The organism is Bradyrhizobium zhengyangense (genome assembly GCF_022012555.1).
Taxonomy (GTDB): domain Bacteria; phylum Pseudomonadota; class Alphaproteobacteria; order Rhizobiales; family Xanthobacteraceae; genus Bradyrhizobium; species Bradyrhizobium zhengyangense.
On the sequence record NZ_JAKLTZ010000006.1, the window covers coordinates 231019 to 246254 of the forward strand.

Here is a 15236-nt window from a genome sequence, read left to right on the forward strand (position 1 = left end):
CTCAATTCTCAGGCGGCCCCGTTCACGTCGATGACGGCCTTGGCAAAGGCCGTCGGTGCCTCCTGAGGCAGATTGTGACCGATGCCACCGGTGATCAGGCGAAAGTCGTAGCGACCCGAGAACATCTTGGCGTATGCGCTGGGCTCCGGGTGCGGCGCGCCATTGGCGTCACCTTCCATCGTGATCGTCGGCACGTTGATCATGGGAGCAGAAGCGAGCTTCTTTTCGATCTCCTCGTACTTCGCCTCGCCTTGGGCGAGCCCGAGGCGCCAGCGGTAATTGTGGATCGAGATCGCGACGTGATCCTTGTTCTCGAATGCCTTCGCGCTGCGATCGAAGGTGGCGTCATCGAACTTCCATTGCGGCGAAGCGAGCTTCCAGATCAGCTTGGCGAAGTCATGGGTGTACCTCTCGTAGCCGGCGCGGCCGCGCTCGGTAGCGAAATAGAACTGGTACCACCATTGCAGCTCCGCCGCCGGCGGCAGCGGCGCGCTTCCCGACGCCTGGCTCGAGATCAGATAGCCGCTGACCGACACCAGCGCACGGCAACGCTCCGGCCACAGCGCGGCAATGATATCGCAGGTACGCGCGCCCCAGTCGAAGCCGGCAAGGACGGCCTTCTTGATGTCGAGCGCATCCATCAAAGCGATGATGTCGGAGGCCAGCGCACCCGGCTCGCCGTTGCGCGGCGTCTCGCTGGAGAGGAAGTTCGTCGAGCCGTAGCCGCGCAGATAGGGGATGATGACACGATAGCCAGCCAGCGCCAGGATCGGCGCCACATCGACGAAGCTGTGAATGTCGTAGGGCCAGCCGTGGAGCAGGATCGCGACCGGGCCGGTCGCAGGGCCTGCTTCGGCGTAGCCGACGTTGAGGACGCCAGCATTGATCTGCTTGATCGTGCCGAAAGATGCTGATGTTGCCGAGGACTGCGGCACTTCCGTTGCAGCGCGCGCCATGTCGATCATACCGAGGCCGACGGCGGCGGTGCCGGCTGCGATGCCGAGGAACTGGCGGCGATGCAGGTCGATCAACTCTGTCATGGTCGGGTACCTTCTTGATGGTTGTTGGCCCCATCCGATCGATCGGCGGCAGCCTTGCGGTCACGCGACTGCCTAGCAGCGCCAGCGGCCGAAAGCCCGTTTGGACTTGTGAGAAGTTGTGAGGCTGGCGGAAATCCGATTGCCGAATCTGCAAGGTCCTCTCAACCGCAAACATATCGCCCTGCGCTCACATCTGCGACGGCACCGCCCAGCGTCCACCGCAGCCCGATCCGCGTCTCGTGACGACGTACGACCGCCCCTTTTCGCCGGATCAGGATGGGCGAAAAACACGACAAATCCGAATTTCGGTAAAGTGGAATATTTTGAGCTATGCCGGTTGACCCAGTGCTTGGGTGCTTTGCCCGTAGACCAGCGCCAGCACTGGTGGCCTACCCCGCAGGCGTCCCCTGCTTCCACTGACCGCCGGCGATCTTGGCGGCGGCGATCACGGCCTGGGTGCGGCTTTCGACGCCGAGCTTTTGCAGGATCGCCGAGACATGCGCCTTGATGGTCGCCTCGGAGACGCCGAGCTCGTAGGCGATCTGCTTGTTGAGGAGCCCCTCCGACAGCATCATCAGCACCCGCACCTGCTGCGGCGTCAGCGTCACGAGGCGGTCGCGCAGCTTGGTCATGTCGGGGTCGGCGGCGGCCGTCAGGTCGGTGTCGGCGGGAACCCAGACGTCGCCCTCCATCACCTTGAGGATGGCATCGCGCAGCGTCTCGACGCCGAATCGCTTCGGGATGAAGCCGGAGGCGCCGAAATCGAGCGAGCGGCGGATCGTGGCGCTGTCGTCGGAAGCCGAGACGATCACCACCGGGATCGCCGGATATTGCGCGCGAAGATAGATCAGGCCGGAGAAGCCGGAGATGCCGGGCATCGAAAGGTCGAGCAGGACCAGGTCGACGTCGGAGGTCTGTTCCAGGAGCTTCGTCAGATCCTCGAACGATCCGGCCTCGTCGATCTTCGCCGTGGAGAGGACGCCCGCCACCGCCTGCCGCAGCGCATCACGGAACAGCGGATGGTCATCGGCAATGACGAGATGGGTGGAGGGAGCGTTCATCGATCTCTTGCTGTGGTTCACATCAGCGCCAGTAATCCGGACGGGCGCGATGGTCAATTCTTCCCCGACCGGCCGTGGCATGCAAGGGCACATTATTCCTTTGCCGGAAAGGGGTTAATCCGCAAGCCATATGAAGCCACGCTGCACTATAGGTCAGCACCGTCAGTTGCGTGTCAGTGCGCACGGCCGAAAGTCGTATTGGGGGCAGTTTCACGCCGATGTTACCTTGGCGCAAGACCTGGGTTGATCCGGCATGCCCGGACAGCTGGGACGCGAGGAAACGAGATACGGGGAGCGCATTCACGATGTCCACAATGGCTGCAACGTCGGCTCGGTCGACCGGCATGACAAAGGATGAGCGGTTCGTCATCCTCGCGTCGTCGCTCGGCACCGTCTTCGAGTGGTACGACTTCTATCTGTACGGATCGCTGGCCCCGATCATCGGCGCGCAGTTCTTCTCGGCCTATCCGCCGGCAACCCGCGACATCTTCGCATTGCTGGCCTTTGCCGCAGGCTTCCTGGTTCGCCCCTTCGGCGCAATCGTGTTCGGCCGCGTCGGCGACATCGTCGGCCGCAAATATACCTTCCTCGTGACCATCCTGATCATGGGTCTCTCGACCTTCATCGTCGGCCTGCTGCCCAGTGCGGCAACCATCGGCTTTGCCGCTCCGGTGATCCTGATCGCCTTGCGCCTGTTGCAGGGCCTGGCCCTCGGCGGTGAGTATGGCGGTGCTGCGACCTACGTCGCCGAGCATGCCCCGAATGGCAAGCGCGGCTATTACACCTCCTTCATCCAAACCACGGCGACCATGGGTCTCTTCCTGTCGCTGCTGGTGATCCTGTTCACCCGCACCGCGACCGGCGAGCCGGACTTCGCGGCCTGGGGCTGGCGCATCCCGTTCCTGGTTTCGGTGCTGCTGCTCGGCGTGTCGGTCTGGATTCGGTTGCGCCTCAATGAATCGCCGATCTTCCAGAAGATGAAGGATGAGGGCAAGAGCTCCAAGGCGCCGCTGACCGAAGCCTTTGCCAACTGGCAGAACGGCAAGCTCGTGCTGCTGGCGCTGCTCGGCGGCACCATGGGCCAGGGCGTGGTCTGGTACACGGGCCAGTTCTACGCACTGTTCTTCCTGCAATCGATCCTCAAGGTCGACGGCTATACCGCCAACCTGCTGATCGCGTGGTCGCTGCTGTTCGGCACCGGCTTCTTCGTCGTGTTCGGCGCCCTGTCCGACAAGATCGGCCGAAAGCCGATCATCCTCGGCGGCTGCTTGATCGCGGCGCTGACCTTCTTCCCGATCTTCAAGATGATCTCCAGCAACGCCAACCCCGCGCTGGAAAAGGCGATCGAGGCCACGAAGGTCGAGGTGGTGGCCGATCCCGCGGGCTGCGGCGACCTGTTCAATCCGGTCGGCACCCGTGTGTTCACCGCGCCTTGCGACACTGCCCGCGCCTTCCTCGCCGCTTCGTCTGTCAAGTATTCGACGAGCGCCGGCGCGGCCGGCTCCGGCGTAAAGGTCATGGTCAACGGCAAGGACATCGCCTATCCCGACGCGAAGGCGGGCAACCCGGCGATCACAGCGGCGATCGCGGCGGCGGGCTATCCCAAGGCGGGCGACCCCGGCATCGTGAAGATGTCCAACCCGTTCGATATCTTCCGTCCGCAGGTTGCGGCGATCATCGGTCTGCTCTTCGTCCTGGTGATCTTCGTCACCATGGTCTACGGCCCGATCGCGGCGATGCTGGTCGAACTGTTCCCGACCCGCATCCGCTACACGTCGATGTCGCTGCCTTACCACATCGGCAACGGCTGGTTCGGCGGCCTGCTGCCGGCGACCGCGTTCGCGATCGTGGCCTCGACCGGCGATATCTACGCCGGCCTCTGGTACCCGGTTGTGTTCGCCGTCATCACAGCGGTGATCGGCTTCCTGTTCCTGCCGGAAACCAAGGACGTCGATATCAAGTCGACCTGATTGCTCCTTGGCCGGTACGAGGCCAGCAGCATCCAAACGAACCGGCCGCGGCCTCCGCGGCCGGTTTTGTTTGGCGTCTACTGATTGCTGCCGATGAATTGCAGCACGACCTCCCGGCGATGCGGCCGCGCCCGGTGCTCGGCCAGGTAGATCGCCTGCCAGGTGCCGAGCGCGAGCTTGCCCTTGATGACCGGAACCTGCAGCGAGGTCTGCGTCAACATCGTCTTCACATGCGCGGGCATGTCATCCGGCCCCTCCGTGTCGTGTGTCCACGGCACGCTTTCGGGCGCGAGCCGTGACAGTGCGGTGGTGAGATCGACCAGCACGGACGGATCGGCGTTCTCCTGGATCGTCAGCGACGCCGAGGTGTGGCGGATGAACAGCGTCAGCGCGCCGTCGCGGGCGTTGGCCTCGTTCATGAATTTTGCGACCTCGCTGGTGAGGTCGGTGAAGCCGCGGCCCGGCGTCTGCACGGTGAGCAGCGACGAGACGATCGTGGTGGCTTGCACCGACGATGGCGCCGAGCGGGTGATGGATTTGGCCGATGTCATGAAAGGTCTCTCAACGCGAAAGCTCCCGTGGGGTGGATAGATCAAATCCTCCCCGACATGTCCTTCTGCACCCGGTTGGCCATGTCGATCAGCCGGCGCCAGGCCTTTTCCAGGAACGACATCATGCGATCCATGTCCTGGTCGCTGGGCAAGGGAATCTCGAGCTTGCGGTCGCCTTCGGCGACCTTTGGCTCCGCCTTCTTGAGCGGGTCGGACTTCGGCAGCGCCTCGTCGATCTTGCCCGATACAGTCGGACCGGCGGCGAGCTGTCCCTTCAGCTTCTCGACCTCGGCCTGGAGGCGGCCGATCTCGGCATCGAGCGCGGAGCGCTCGTCGGGCACGGCGTAGCACGCCCAGCCGGCGCCGTTCTTGCTGCAGGTCGAGACCGTGCCGGTGCGGGTGTCGAGCCGCAGCACGCCTTCGGGGATCGGCGTCATGGTGTAGCGGCCGTTTTCGCCGTCGGGCGCCGATTGAGCGGCCACCAGGCCGCCGCTGACCGCGGTCACCACGACGATTGCCGCCGCACACCATGATGTTGTGGATGATTTCGCCGGTCTCATCGCCCTCTCCGCCACGCTGCGCAGGTGGCCCGCTCCTGAATTCTATACCCCTGCAGCCGATGGCGCATCGCCAGAGCGCGCGAATCCGCCGTCAAAACCCACCCGTTGAATCAACAGTGGCGGCCGCCCCTTTGATCCCGAGAGCGCGGCGAAATGTCGGCCACAGCGGCAGATCGCGCGGAGAGCTGCTGCGGTGCGGCGTCACGCTGTGTGCAGCGCTCGCGTGCGGGTCAATATCCTCAATAAAATCAATTATATAGCCGATCACGACGCGATCGTGACTTGGCTTGACTTGATTATGTGCGGTCAGTATGGTCCGCGCGGCTTTTGAGGGTGGCGGGCGTAATTTCCATTCAACCGCAGCGTTTCGGGTCTTCGTGGCATGGCTCAAGACACGGGACACAGCGGGAATGGAGGTCGCGATAGATCGCCCGAGGAAGCTGCGCTTTCCGAACGGCTCGGAAGTCTCGATCAGCGGTTGTCCGAATTTCGCGACCGCCAGATCAAGACCGAGCAACCCGCAGGTGACGGTGGAGACGGAGCGGCCAGAGCCTCGGCGATGGCGCTTGGTTTTCGGTTATCCTCCGAGTTGGTCGCCGGTGTCGCTGTCGGAGCGGGGATTGGCTGGGGTTTCGACCGCTTGCTGTCGACGTCGCCTTTCGGATTTATCGTGTTCCTGCTGCTGGGCTTCGTGGCCGGCGTGGTGAATGTGGTGAGGTCGGCGGGCGCGGGTCAAAACAGGCGCGGTGGTTCGTAAAGCCGATCCGATCCACGGAGAGGAATTGTCGCGCCGGTTTCGCCGGTGCGGGCCGGCCCGGCCGGCAGACCGAGACACGCCGGCTCGTCCGGCAGACCAAGAGATGCCGCGCCGATGAAAATCGATCCGATCCACCAGTTCAACATCGAGCCTCTCTTCACGCTGGGCCATATCGGCAATCATACGATCGCCTTCACCAATTCATCGCTCTACATGCTGGTGGCCGTCGCCATCATCTCGATCCTGATGCTGGCCAGCGGCACGCAGCTGGTTCCGGGCCGCCTGCAGTCGGTCGCCGAGATTTCCTACGAGTTCATTGCTGCCACGATCCGCGGCAACGCCGGCGCGGAAGGCATGAAGTTCTTCCCGCTGATCTTCTCGCTGTTCATGTTCATTTGCGTCTCGAACCTGGTCGGCATCATTCCCTACACCTTCACGATCTCGAGCCATCTGATCGTCACCGTGGCGCTGGCGCTGGTGGTCTTCTTCACCGTGCTGATCTACGGCGTCGCCAAGAACGGCCTGAAGTTCTTCAAGATTTTCGTTCCCCACGGCGTCCCCGGCTACATCCTGCCGCTGGTCATGTTCATCGAGATCCTGTCGTTCTTCCTGCGGCCGGTCTCGCACAGCATCCGTCTGTTCGCCAACATGCTGGCCGGCCACATCGCGCTGAAGGTGTTCGCGGGCTTCGTCGCCATGCTGGGCTTCTCGCTCGGCGCCGTCGGCTGGGTCGGCGGCGTGCTGCCGCTGGCGCTCACGGTCGCGCTGTATGCGCTCGAGATCCTGGTCGCGTTCCTGCAAGCCTATGTGTTTGCGATCCTGACCGTCATCTACCTCAACGACGCCATTCATCCGGGACACTGAGCGGTCCGGGGAATTTCCACCCAAAACCCAATCTTTCTTCCAAGGAGTCTAAAATGGATCCGACAGCAGCAAAACTTATCGGCGCGGGCATCGCATGCATCGGCATGGGCGGCGCGGGCGTCGGCGTCGGCGTGATCTTCGGTAACTACCTCGCCGCAGCCGTCCGCAATCCGTCGGCCGCTCAGGGCCAGTTCGGCAACCTGATCTTCGGCTTCGCCGTGACCGAAGCGCTCGGCATCTTCTCGCTGCTGATCGCGCTGCTTCTGCTGTTCGTTTTCTAAAGAACGACTTCTTCCGCGCCGCTTCATCCGAAGCGGCGCGTGACAGCAACAGGAGTACTCCATGGCCGAGAGTCATGGCGGGGCGAAAGCTCCGGCGACCGACGCCCACACCGAAGCCGACGGCGGTCATCACAGCGGCGGCTTCCCGCCGTTCGAGAGCAGCACCTTTGCTTCGCAGCTGGTGTCGCTCGCGATCTTCTTCGTCTTGCTCTACGTGATCGTGGCCAAGCTCGCTCTGCCGAAGGTCGGCGGTGCGATCGAAGCGCGTCAGAACAAGATCGAGGGTGACCTCGCGGAAGCGCAGACGCTGAAGGATCAGTCCGAGGCGGCGCTGAAGGCCTATGAAGGCGAACTCGCTTCGGCGCGCTCGCGCGCGCAGGCGATCGGCAACGAATCCCGCGACAAGGCGAATGCGCAGGCGGAAGCCGAGCGCAAGACCCTGGAAGAGCAGCTGGCGGCCAAGCTCGCCGAGGCGGAGAAAACCATCGCCTCGACCCGCGCAACCGCCATGAGCAACGTCCGCGGCATCGCGGCCGATGCGGCAGGCACCATCGTGCAGCAGCTCACCGGCGTCATTCCGGATGCGGCGTCGGTCAATGCCGCCGTTGATGCGTCCTTGAAGGGTTAGTCGATATGTTCTTCGATCCTGAAACCTGGGTCGCCGTCGCCTTCGTGATCTTGATGGTCGTGTTCGGCTATCTCGGGATCTTCAAGTCGGCGATGTCGGCGCTCGACAAGCGCGCCGAGCGCATCAAGGCCGAGCTCGACGACGCGACGCGCCTGAAGCAGGAAGCCGCCAAGGTGCTGGCCGACTACAAGGCCCGCAGCGCCTCGGCCGAACGCGAGGCCGCCGATATCATCGCCAACGCCAGGAGCGAAGCCGAGCGCATCGCGACCGAGGCCAAGGCGAAGATGGAAGACTTCGTCGCCCGTCGTACCAAGACCGCGGAGAACAAGATCGCGCTCGCCGAGGCCCAGGCGCTGGCCGATGTCCGTGCCGCAGCCGCGGAAGCCGCCGTGCAGGCCGCATCCACGATCTTGTCGCAGTCGGTCAAGGGCCAGGTCGCCGACGATCTGCTCTCCAAGGGCATTACCGAGGTTCGCCAGAAGCTGAACTGAGGGGTCCGTCCTCACCCATCAAAAAGCCGGCGCTGATAGCGCCGGCTTTTTTGTTTTCGATACCGCACCCGCAAATGCGGTGTCATCACCCGCGAAGGCCGGGGCATGACTGCTGGGCGAGTGGCTCACTTCTTCTTCCGCACCTTCGGCTCGGGCGACAACGCCTGCGGGTCGAAGCCGACATAGAAGATGTAGGAATCGGCGACTGCGGCCGACGGCAGCGGGTAGGACAGATCCTCGGCGACGAAGGTAAAGGGCACGCTGGCGCCCTCGGTCATCTGGACCGTGGTCCGGTACGCCTTCGAGGCGATCACTTTCTCGCCGACGCCGCCCTGGACCACGGCAACGCGCAAGGGAACTTCGACCGTCGCAGGTGCGCCAGCGGGGCCCGCTATGACGCGGCCCTGGATGCCGATATGCGCGGTGATCTCGCCGCCATTGCGGATGCATTCACGCGCCATCTTGGAGATCGAGGCCTGGAAACGCACGTCGTTGCCGACCGCCGGCTTGCCGCTCGCCCCGACGCCATAGGTGGACGCTCCGGCGCGCACCGTGACCTGCGGGCAATCATATTCGTCGTCGGCCTGAGGCGCGCCAGGCGCAGGCGCGGGCTTCGGCGGCGCGGGCTCGTCGGATTTGCCGCCGAACAGGCTCTTGAAGCGGTCGGTCAGCGATTGCGCAGCGACCGGCGACACCGCCGCCAATGATACCGACAGCGCCAGCGCGATCACCGGACCCCGCCGCAGCGCATTCCGCAATGATCGAAGCTCATTCATGAACGGCAGTACTCCATCACAACATCCGGCCGATCAGCCGGCTCGTGCGGGTTATATCGCCAAAATCGGCGAACCCAAGGCAGGAAAAGACAGCAGGAAATTGGACTTTGGCCGCACGGGAAGCCGGCTCAGCCGCGAAAATCCTCGTGCAGCAAGCCAAACAGCAGATGATCCTGCCAGACCCCGTTGATGCAGAGATAGCGGCGCGCCAGCCCCTCGCGGGAGAAACCGCACTTCTCCAGCACCCGGATCGACGGCGCATTGGTGGGGATGCAGGCGGCCTCGACCCGGTGCAGATTGAGCTCGCCGAACAGCGTCGGCAGCAGCACCCGGAGCGCTGCCGTCATGTAGCCGCGATGGGCGTGGGGTTGGCCGACCCAATAGCCGATGGTGCCAGCCTGGACGATCCCGCGGCGGACATTGGCCAGCGTGATGCCCCCGACCATGGCGCCATCGAGCTCACGGAAGACCAGGAAGGGATAGGAGCGGTCCGCGGCGATGTCCTCGGAATAGCGGCGCAGGCGGCGCCGGAAGCCGGAGCGGGTCAGATCGTCCGACGGCCAGATCGGTTCCCACGGCGTCAGATAATCGCGGCTGCTCTCGCGCAAGTGCGCCCACTGCAGAAAGTCCGACATCTGCGGGGCGCGCAGCAACAATCCGTTGCCGCGGGGGGCGAGAGCAGCAGGTCCACTGGATGGCAGGCGAAACAGGGCCATGGTGATGCTTCCCGGGGGTGGACGGTCCGCCAGCGCGGCTCCTAATGCAGCCGCGCCTTGGCCCGCGCCCGGGTCAATCCTTCCGCAAAAGACACCGCCGTGTCCAGACCCCTGCCGCTGCCTAATGCGACAACTGCAGGGCGGCTGCGCGACAGCAGCGCACGCGCTGCATCGCGGGTCGATTCGACGCTGACGGCATCGATCCGGGCCACCAGCTCCTGCACCGTCTGCGGCCGGCCATAGGCCAGCACGTGCCGGGCGAGCTGCTCGGCGCGCGAGGAGCAGCTCTCCAGCGCCATCAGCAGGCCCGCCTTCATCTGCGCCTTGGCGCGGGCGATCTCGGCCTCGGTCAGGGTCTCGACCGAATCATTCATGATATCGACCACGACCTCCATCATTTCAGGCGCGTCGGCAGGATCGGTGCCGGTGTAGAGGCCGAAGAAGCCGGTGTCGGTGTAGGGCGCGTGGAACGAGTAGATCGAATAGCAGAGGCCGCGCTTCTCGCGCACCTCCTGGAACAGCCGCGACGACATCCCGCCGCCGAGGATGTTGGTGAAGACCTGGAGCGAGAACAGCGACAGATCGGTCTGCGGCACGCCCTCCAGCGCCAGCGTCAGATGCGCCTGCTCGAGCTCGCGATGCACGACCTTGGCGCCGCCTTTGCCGAACATGGCACCCTGCGGCTTCGGCCCCGGCGTCGCCTCGAAGCTCGCAAAGCGCTTCTCGGCCTCGGCGACCACCTGTTTGTGATCGACGGCGCCGGCCGCCGCCACCACCATGTCGGGGCCGCGATAATGCGTCGAGAGGTAGTTGCGCAGCGAGTCGCGATTGAAGCTTTTCAGCGTCTTGGCGGTGCCGAGCAGCGAGCGGCCCATCGGCTGGTCGGGATAGCAGAGCTCGTTGAGGTGCTCGAACACGACGTCGTCTGGCGTGTCTTGCGCCGCGCCGATCTCCTGCACGATGACGTTCTTCTCGCGCTCGAGCTCGTCGGGCTCGAAGGCGGGATTGGCGAGGATGTCGGCGAGCACGTCGAGCGCCAAGGGCACGTCGGCCTTCATCACCCGGGCATAGTAGGACGTGGTCTCGGTCGAGGTGCCGGCATTGAGGTCGCCGCCGACCGCCTCGATCTCCTCCACGATTTCGCGCGAGGAGCGACCGGTGGTGCCCTTGAAGGCCATATGTTCCAGGAGATGCGAGATGCCGTGCTCGTTCGGCTTCTCGTCGCGGCCGCCGACGCCGGCCCAGACGCCGAGCGCGGCGGTCTCGAGATGGGGCATGTTGTCGGTAACGACGGTCAGGCCGGAGGCAAGCTTGGAGATCTCGACGCTCATCCGGCAACTCCCTGTTTCGCGGCGCGGCTGACCGACAGCACGAACCGCTCTAGCTCGGCCTGATCGTTCTTCATCACCTTCATCTGTTCGGATTTGGTCATGAGGCCGTCGAGCCAGGCCGGCAGCTGCGGCCGCTGGCCGCAGGCGGCCTCCACCGCATCAGGGAATTTGGCGGGATGGGCGGTCGAGAGCACGATGTTGGGCACGGTCGTGTCGGTGGTGTCGCGATCGGCAACCGCAAGCGCCACGGCGGTGTGGGGATCGACGAGCTCGCCGGCCTCGCGCCAGGCGGCGCGGATCGCGGCCGCGGTCTCGGTCTCGTCGGCGCGGCCGGCGTCGAATTCTTCGCGGATTGCGGCCAGCGTCGCATCCGGCAGCACGAAGCGGCCGGACTGCTTCAGCGACTCCATCAGCCGGCGGACGCTCGAAGCATCGCGCTTGCTCGCCTCGAACAGCAGCCGCTCGAAATTCGAGGAGATCTGGATGTCCATCGACGGCGATGCGGTGGCGTGCACCTCGCGCACCTCGTAGATGCCGGTCTTGAGCGTGCGGGCGAGGATGTCGTTGACGTTGGCGGCAATGCGCAGGGTGCGGACCGGAAGGCCCATGCGCTTGGCGACGTAGCCGGCAAAAATGTCGCCGAAATTGCCGGTCGGCACGATGAAGTCCACCGCGCGCGCCGGTGCGCCGGCGGCAACCGCTGATGTGAAGTAGTAGACCACCTGGGCGACGATGCGCGCCCAATTGATGGAATTGACACCCGACAGCGAGGTCGCATCGCGGAAGCGATGGTTGTTGAACATCCCCTTCACGAGCGCCTGGCAGTCGTCGAAATTGCCCTCGATGGCGAGCGCGTGGACATTGGCCGCGCCCGTCGTCGTCATCATGCGCTGCTGCACCTCGGAGATGCGCTTGTGCGGAAACAGCACGATGAGGTCGACATTCTCCAGCCCCGCGAAGGCTTCGACCGCGGCGCCGCCGGTGTCGCCTGATGTTGCGACCACGATGGTGGTGCGCTGGCCGCGCTTGGCGAGCACATGGTCCATCAGCCGCGAGATCAGCTGCATCGCCACGTCCTTGAAGGCGAGCGTCGGACCGTGAAACAGCTCAAGCACGAATTGATGCGGCGACATCTGACGCAGCGGCACCACGGCCGGATGACGGAACGTGGCATAGGCCTCGTTCGCCATGCGGCCGAGCTCGGCGTCGGAAATCTCGCCGCCGACGAACGGACGAATGATTTCGACCGCGACCTCCCAATAGGGCCGACCGAAGAAGCCGGCGATGGTCTCGGTCGACAGGTGCGGCCAGGTCACGGGCACATACAGGCCGCCGTCGCGGGCAAGCCCGGTCAGCATCACGTCGCAGAAGCCAAGCTCAGGGGCCTCGCCCCGGGTCGAGATATAACGAGTCAAACTGCCCTCCAAAGGCTGGCGCGGTCCAAATCCGGGCTTAAGCCTTTGATTTCACGATGTTCCTAGTTCCAAGCCAGAGGCTTTGCGGCACCATAGAGTGTTTTGGAGAGCCACACCATGCCCAACGAAAAAGGGCTGCGGCGATGCCGCAGCCCCTCTCTTGGAAGGTCTGTCGTTGATGTGTGCAGACCCGGTTTTCGTCACTGGGGCGCCGGCCCCGAAAATCATTGGTTCGAGCTATCGTTTCCTGTCACGAAATCGTCAAGGAGAAAAACGGCGCGGGCGCCAAATGTTCCAATTTTTCCCGGTACGCCCAGGTGCAGGGCCAGCGATCGCGCCGCCGCGCGCCTGGCATCGTTGCCGCTTTCTCCTGACTCCATGCAAAGGAACGGGGAACGAACGCCTCACCGTCCCATTATGTCGGCGGAAGGTATCCGCCGTCGTCCACACATTGCCCGGACGCGCGGCAGACCGGTCCAACGACTGAGCCGGCTGCATCCTTGAGCAGCCGGCTCAGCCCCTGAATGGTCAATTCATCCCGATTTCCACCGCGATCCGAATCAAGTCGGAATGGTTCTTGGCTCCCAGCTTCTGCTTGAGCAGGGAGGTGGTGTTGGCGACGGTCTTGTAGGAGATACCGAGCGCCTCGGCGACCTCGACGATCTTGTTGCCGCGCCCGAGCAGGCGAAGAATTTCAAGCTCCCGCGGCGTCATTTGCGAGGCCGGATTCGCCTTGATCGCAGCGCCCGAGAACGTCACGGCCTCCGCGAGTTGGGGCGAGATGAAATTGTCGCCCGCGACCACCTTGCGTACGGCCTTGAGCAGGATCCGGGGATCGTCGCCCTTGGAGACATAGCCCTGCGCCCCGAGCTCCACCGCGCGCACAACGAAGGCCGGATCTTCATTCATGCTGAACATGATGATCTTGGCGCCCGGATCGTCCTTGCGGATCCGGCGCATCAACTCGAAGCCCGAGACGTCGGGCAGGCTGATGTCGATGACCGTGACGTCCGGCCGTTTGCTGATATAGGCCTTGTGTCCGGATTTGGCGTCGTTCGCTTCGTCGATGCGGATCGAATGGTCGGAGGCAAACAGGGTGCGACAACCTGACAGCACAACGGGGTGGTCATCGACGATCAGGACCCGGGTCGCCAGCTTGGTTGTGTCTTGCATCGCGCACTCTCTTGTTTTGGTAACTCATAGACTGGCGGGAACAAATGGAAAGAGAGAATCCCGCCAATGCGCGTTAGAATTGACCTAATGTGGCAACGACTTCCGTTCAGAACCCAGTTGTTCCTTCCACTCGGCGTGAGCTTTGTCGCCGCGCTGGTCATGGGGGGCGTGTTGCTCCAGAGCTTCTCGGCCAGCCAGCTGGCGGACGAGAACGAACCTGGTCGACGCTCAGTGCAGACCGTTGCTGTCGCACTCAACAGCACCCTGAGCGCGTCAGACAATCCGCGCAAGATGCTCGACGCATTCGTCAGCTCCTTGGCTACCTCCAATGATATCCAATTCCGGCCTGTGGAGGCGGGTCCTGCGCCGTCCGTGAGGGATGGCCTGCACAGGGTGCATGGCGTGCCGCAATGGTTTGTGGACCTGATCGCCATCCCTGATATCGACGCAGCATCTCCTGTGATCATCGACGGCAAACGCGTTGGTGACATCGTGTTCGTGCCCGACCTGTCAGCTGATCTGTTCGAGAAATGGATCGGCTTTCTGGCCCTGACGAGCCTCATCGCCGTGCTGATGGTGTTGACCGGCACGATCGCCTTTCTCTTCGCGAGATCGGCGCTGCAGCCGCTGCAAGATCTCGGCGCGGGCCTGACGCGCATTCGGCGCGGCGATTATGCGACGCCGATCCCGGTCGCAGGGCCGCCGGAAATCCGGCAGAGCTGTGAGGAGGCCAATGCCCTTGCCGCAACGCTCGCGCAATTGAGCCAGCACAATCGCGACCTGTTGCATCGCCTGGTGTCGCTCCAGGATGATGAGCGGCACGATCTCGCCCGCGAGCTGCATGACGAGCTTGGCCCGTTGCTGTTCAGCATCCGTGCCGGCACGATCGCACTGAGCGAGGCCTCGCCGCAGACGGGACATCTCGGCAACTCCGTGCAGGAGGTGATGCGATCCATCGAGGCGCTCCAGCAGACCAATCGCCGCATCCTCGACCGGTTGCGGCCGCTCTACATCGAGGAATTGGGGCTCGAGGCCAGCGTGCAGACGCTGCTCCGCAATTTCCGCTCGCAAGCGCGGCATATCGGCCTCACCGCAACGATAGATTCTAACCTCAACGGGATCAGCGGGCCACTGGCCCGGACCGTCTACCGTGTGATTCAGGAGGCGTTGACCAACGTGCTGCGCCATGCCGGAGCGAAGAATGCCCATGTGGAAGCGGCGATATCGGGCGGTGCGCTCACCGTCGAAGTCTCCGATGACGGCGGCGGCTTTCCCGCCGACAATGTTTTCGGCCGCGGCCTGACCGGCATGCACGAGCGCGTCCGCGCGCTCAGCGGCTCGCTGTCCCTGCTGCGTGCGGACGAACGCACCTATGTGCGCTGTCGCCTTCCACTCGGGGAGATCAGGGGCGAGCCGATCTCGGGCTAAAGCGCGATGAGATTGGGATGAATCGTCGTCGCGCTTCAGGTTGTTGTTTGAGCATGATCTCCGCGCAAACGCGTCCCGCTGATGTCGCGAGGGAAAACCGCTTCACACTTTTCCGGATCATGCTCTAAAGCGCGATGAGATTAGGATGAATCGTCATCGCGCTTCAGGTTGTTGTTTGAGCATGATCTTTTCGG

The 15236-nt window shown here is 63.9% G+C and carries 17 protein-coding genes; 7 read left to right on the plus strand and 10 right to left on the minus strand.

The window, feature by feature from the left end; all coding sequences use genetic code 11:
- Window positions 1–8 precede the first annotated feature (8 nt).
- Both L6639_RS23885 and L6639_RS23890 read right to left on the minus strand, forming a co-directional pair.
- Window positions 9–1040, minus strand: coding sequence for an alpha/beta fold hydrolase (locus L6639_RS23885; protein ID WP_237864081.1), 1032 nt, complete (start codon window positions 1038–1040; stop codon window positions 9–11).
- 389 nt (window positions 1041–1429) lie between these two features.
- Window positions 1430–2101 (minus strand): response regulator, encoded by a 672-nt coding sequence (locus tag L6639_RS23890; protein WP_237864082.1) that lies wholly within the window; start codon window positions 2099–2101, stop codon window positions 1430–1432.
- A gap of 344 nt (window positions 2102–2445) precedes the next feature.
- Between L6639_RS23890 and L6639_RS23895 the strand changes: the two genes are divergently transcribed.
- On the plus strand, window positions 2446–4071 hold the full coding sequence (locus L6639_RS23895; RefSeq protein WP_237864364.1) for an MFS transporter: 1626 nt from the start codon (window positions 2446–2448) through the stop codon (window positions 4069–4071).
- 77 nt (window positions 4072–4148) lie between these two features.
- Here L6639_RS23895 and L6639_RS23900 read toward each other — a convergent pair whose 3' ends face one another.
- The 3 genes from L6639_RS23900 to L6639_RS23910 form a co-directional block, all read right to left on the minus strand.
- Window positions 4149–4622, minus strand: coding sequence for a secondary thiamine-phosphate synthase enzyme YjbQ (locus tag L6639_RS23900; protein WP_237864083.1), 474 nt, complete (start codon window positions 4620–4622; stop codon window positions 4149–4151).
- Window positions 4623–4663: 41 nt separating this feature from the next.
- A complete protein-coding gene (locus L6639_RS23905) occupies window positions 4664–5182 on the minus strand; it encodes a hypothetical protein (protein ID WP_237864084.1) in 519 nt (172 codons plus the stop codon).
- A 91-nt stretch (window positions 5183–5273) separates the two neighbouring features.
- Window positions 5274–5450, minus strand: coding sequence for a hypothetical protein (locus L6639_RS23910; RefSeq protein WP_237864085.1), 177 nt, complete (start codon window positions 5448–5450; stop codon window positions 5274–5276).
- 114 nt (window positions 5451–5564) lie between these two features.
- Between L6639_RS23910 and L6639_RS23915 the strand changes: the two genes are divergently transcribed.
- The 5 genes from L6639_RS23915 to L6639_RS23935 all read left to right on the plus strand — a co-directional run bounded on the left by L6639_RS23915 (window position 5565) and on the right by L6639_RS23935 (window position 8203).
- Window positions 5565–5939, plus strand: coding sequence for an AtpZ/AtpI family protein (locus tag L6639_RS23915; RefSeq protein ID WP_237864086.1), 375 nt, complete (start codon window positions 5565–5567; stop codon window positions 5937–5939).
- 114 nt (window positions 5940–6053) lie between these two features.
- Entirely contained in the window at window positions 6054–6803 is a 750-nt protein-coding gene (locus tag L6639_RS23920; protein ID WP_237864087.1) for a F0F1 ATP synthase subunit A, read from the plus strand.
- A 53-nt stretch (window positions 6804–6856) separates the two neighbouring features.
- On the plus strand, window positions 6857–7084 hold the full coding sequence (locus tag L6639_RS23925) for a F0F1 ATP synthase subunit C (protein ID WP_092238250.1): 228 nt from the start codon (window positions 6857–6859) through the stop codon (window positions 7082–7084).
- Window positions 7085–7145: 61 nt separating this feature from the next.
- Window positions 7146–7712, plus strand: a complete 567-nt coding sequence (locus L6639_RS23930; RefSeq protein WP_237864088.1) for a F0F1 ATP synthase subunit B — start codon at window positions 7146–7148, stop codon at window positions 7710–7712.
- 5 nt (window positions 7713–7717) lie between these two features.
- Window positions 7718–8203, plus strand: coding sequence for a F0F1 ATP synthase subunit B family protein (locus L6639_RS23935; protein ID WP_237864089.1), 486 nt, complete (start codon window positions 7718–7720; stop codon window positions 8201–8203).
- A gap of 125 nt (window positions 8204–8328) precedes the next feature.
- Here the strand turns inward: L6639_RS23935 and L6639_RS23940 are convergent, their stop codons facing one another.
- The 5 genes from L6639_RS23940 to L6639_RS23960 form a co-directional block, all read right to left on the minus strand.
- The gene (locus tag L6639_RS23940) at window positions 8329–8979 is read right to left on the minus strand and encodes a hypothetical protein (protein ID WP_237864090.1); all 651 of its coding nucleotides are present in this window, start codon (window positions 8977–8979) and stop codon (window positions 8329–8331) included.
- A 128-nt stretch (window positions 8980–9107) separates the two neighbouring features.
- Window positions 9108–9695, minus strand: a complete 588-nt coding sequence (locus L6639_RS23945; RefSeq protein WP_237864091.1) for a GNAT family N-acetyltransferase — start codon at window positions 9693–9695, stop codon at window positions 9108–9110.
- A 41-nt stretch (window positions 9696–9736) separates the two neighbouring features.
- The gene (locus L6639_RS23950; protein ID WP_237864092.1) at window positions 9737–11026 is read right to left on the minus strand and encodes a M16 family metallopeptidase; all 1290 of its coding nucleotides are present in this window, start codon (window positions 11024–11026) and stop codon (window positions 9737–9739) included.
- Complete coding sequence (gene thrC / locus L6639_RS23955; RefSeq protein WP_237864093.1) at window positions 11023–12441, minus strand: threonine synthase; 1419 nt, start codon at window positions 12439–12441, stop codon at window positions 11023–11025. Before thrC ends, L6639_RS23950 begins: the two co-directional genes overlap by 4 nt.
- Before the next feature lie 528 nt (window positions 12442–12969).
- Window positions 12970–13614, minus strand: a complete 645-nt coding sequence (locus tag L6639_RS23960) for a response regulator transcription factor (RefSeq protein WP_237864094.1) — start codon at window positions 13612–13614, stop codon at window positions 12970–12972.
- A gap of 87 nt (window positions 13615–13701) precedes the next feature.
- Here L6639_RS23960 and L6639_RS23965 point away from each other — a divergent pair, with 87 nt between their 5' ends.
- A complete protein-coding gene (locus L6639_RS23965) occupies window positions 13702–15042 on the plus strand; it encodes a histidine kinase (protein WP_237864095.1) in 1341 nt (446 codons plus the stop codon).
- Window positions 15043–15236: the final 194 nt, after the last annotated feature.

Excerpts from the sequence above, each read along its gene's own strand:
- L6639_RS23885 (WP_237864081.1), bottom strand. The coding sequence starts at position 1,040 with ATGACAGAGTTGATCGACCTGCATCGCCGCCAGTTCCTCGGCATCGCA.
- L6639_RS23890 (WP_237864082.1), bottom strand. The coding sequence starts at position 2,101 with ATGAACGCTCCCTCCACCCATCTCGTCATTGCCGATGACCATCCGCTG.
- L6639_RS23895 (WP_237864364.1), top strand. The coding sequence starts at position 2,446 with ATGACAAAGGATGAGCGGTTCGTCATCCTCGCGTCGTCGCTCGGCACC.
- L6639_RS23900 (WP_237864083.1), bottom strand. The coding sequence starts at position 4,622 with ATGACATCGGCCAAATCCATCACCCGCTCGGCGCCATCGTCGGTGCAA.
- L6639_RS23905 (WP_237864084.1), bottom strand. The coding sequence starts at position 5,182 with ATGAGACCGGCGAAATCATCCACAACATCATGGTGTGCGGCGGCAATC.
- L6639_RS23915 (WP_237864086.1), top strand. The coding sequence starts at position 5,565 with ATGGCTCAAGACACGGGACACAGCGGGAATGGAGGTCGCGATAGATCG.
- L6639_RS23920 (WP_237864087.1), top strand. The coding sequence starts at position 6,054 with ATGAAAATCGATCCGATCCACCAGTTCAACATCGAGCCTCTCTTCACG.
- L6639_RS23925 (WP_092238250.1), top strand. The coding sequence starts at position 6,857 with ATGGATCCGACAGCAGCAAAACTTATCGGCGCGGGCATCGCATGCATC.
- L6639_RS23930 (WP_237864088.1), top strand. The coding sequence starts at position 7,146 with ATGGCCGAGAGTCATGGCGGGGCGAAAGCTCCGGCGACCGACGCCCAC.
- L6639_RS23935 (WP_237864089.1), top strand. The coding sequence starts at position 7,718 with ATGTTCTTCGATCCTGAAACCTGGGTCGCCGTCGCCTTCGTGATCTTG.
- L6639_RS23940 (WP_237864090.1), bottom strand. The coding sequence starts at position 8,979 with ATGAATGAGCTTCGATCATTGCGGAATGCGCTGCGGCGGGGTCCGGTG.
- L6639_RS23945 (WP_237864091.1), bottom strand. The coding sequence starts at position 9,695 with ATGGCCCTGTTTCGCCTGCCATCCAGTGGACCTGCTGCTCTCGCCCCC.
- L6639_RS23950 (WP_237864092.1), bottom strand. The coding sequence starts at position 11,026 with ATGAGCGTCGAGATCTCCAAGCTTGCCTCCGGCCTGACCGTCGTTACC.
- L6639_RS23960 (WP_237864094.1), bottom strand. The coding sequence starts at position 13,614 with ATGCAAGACACAACCAAGCTGGCGACCCGGGTCCTGATCGTCGATGAC.
- L6639_RS23965 (WP_237864095.1), top strand. The coding sequence starts at position 13,702 with ATGTGGCAACGACTTCCGTTCAGAACCCAGTTGTTCCTTCCACTCGGC.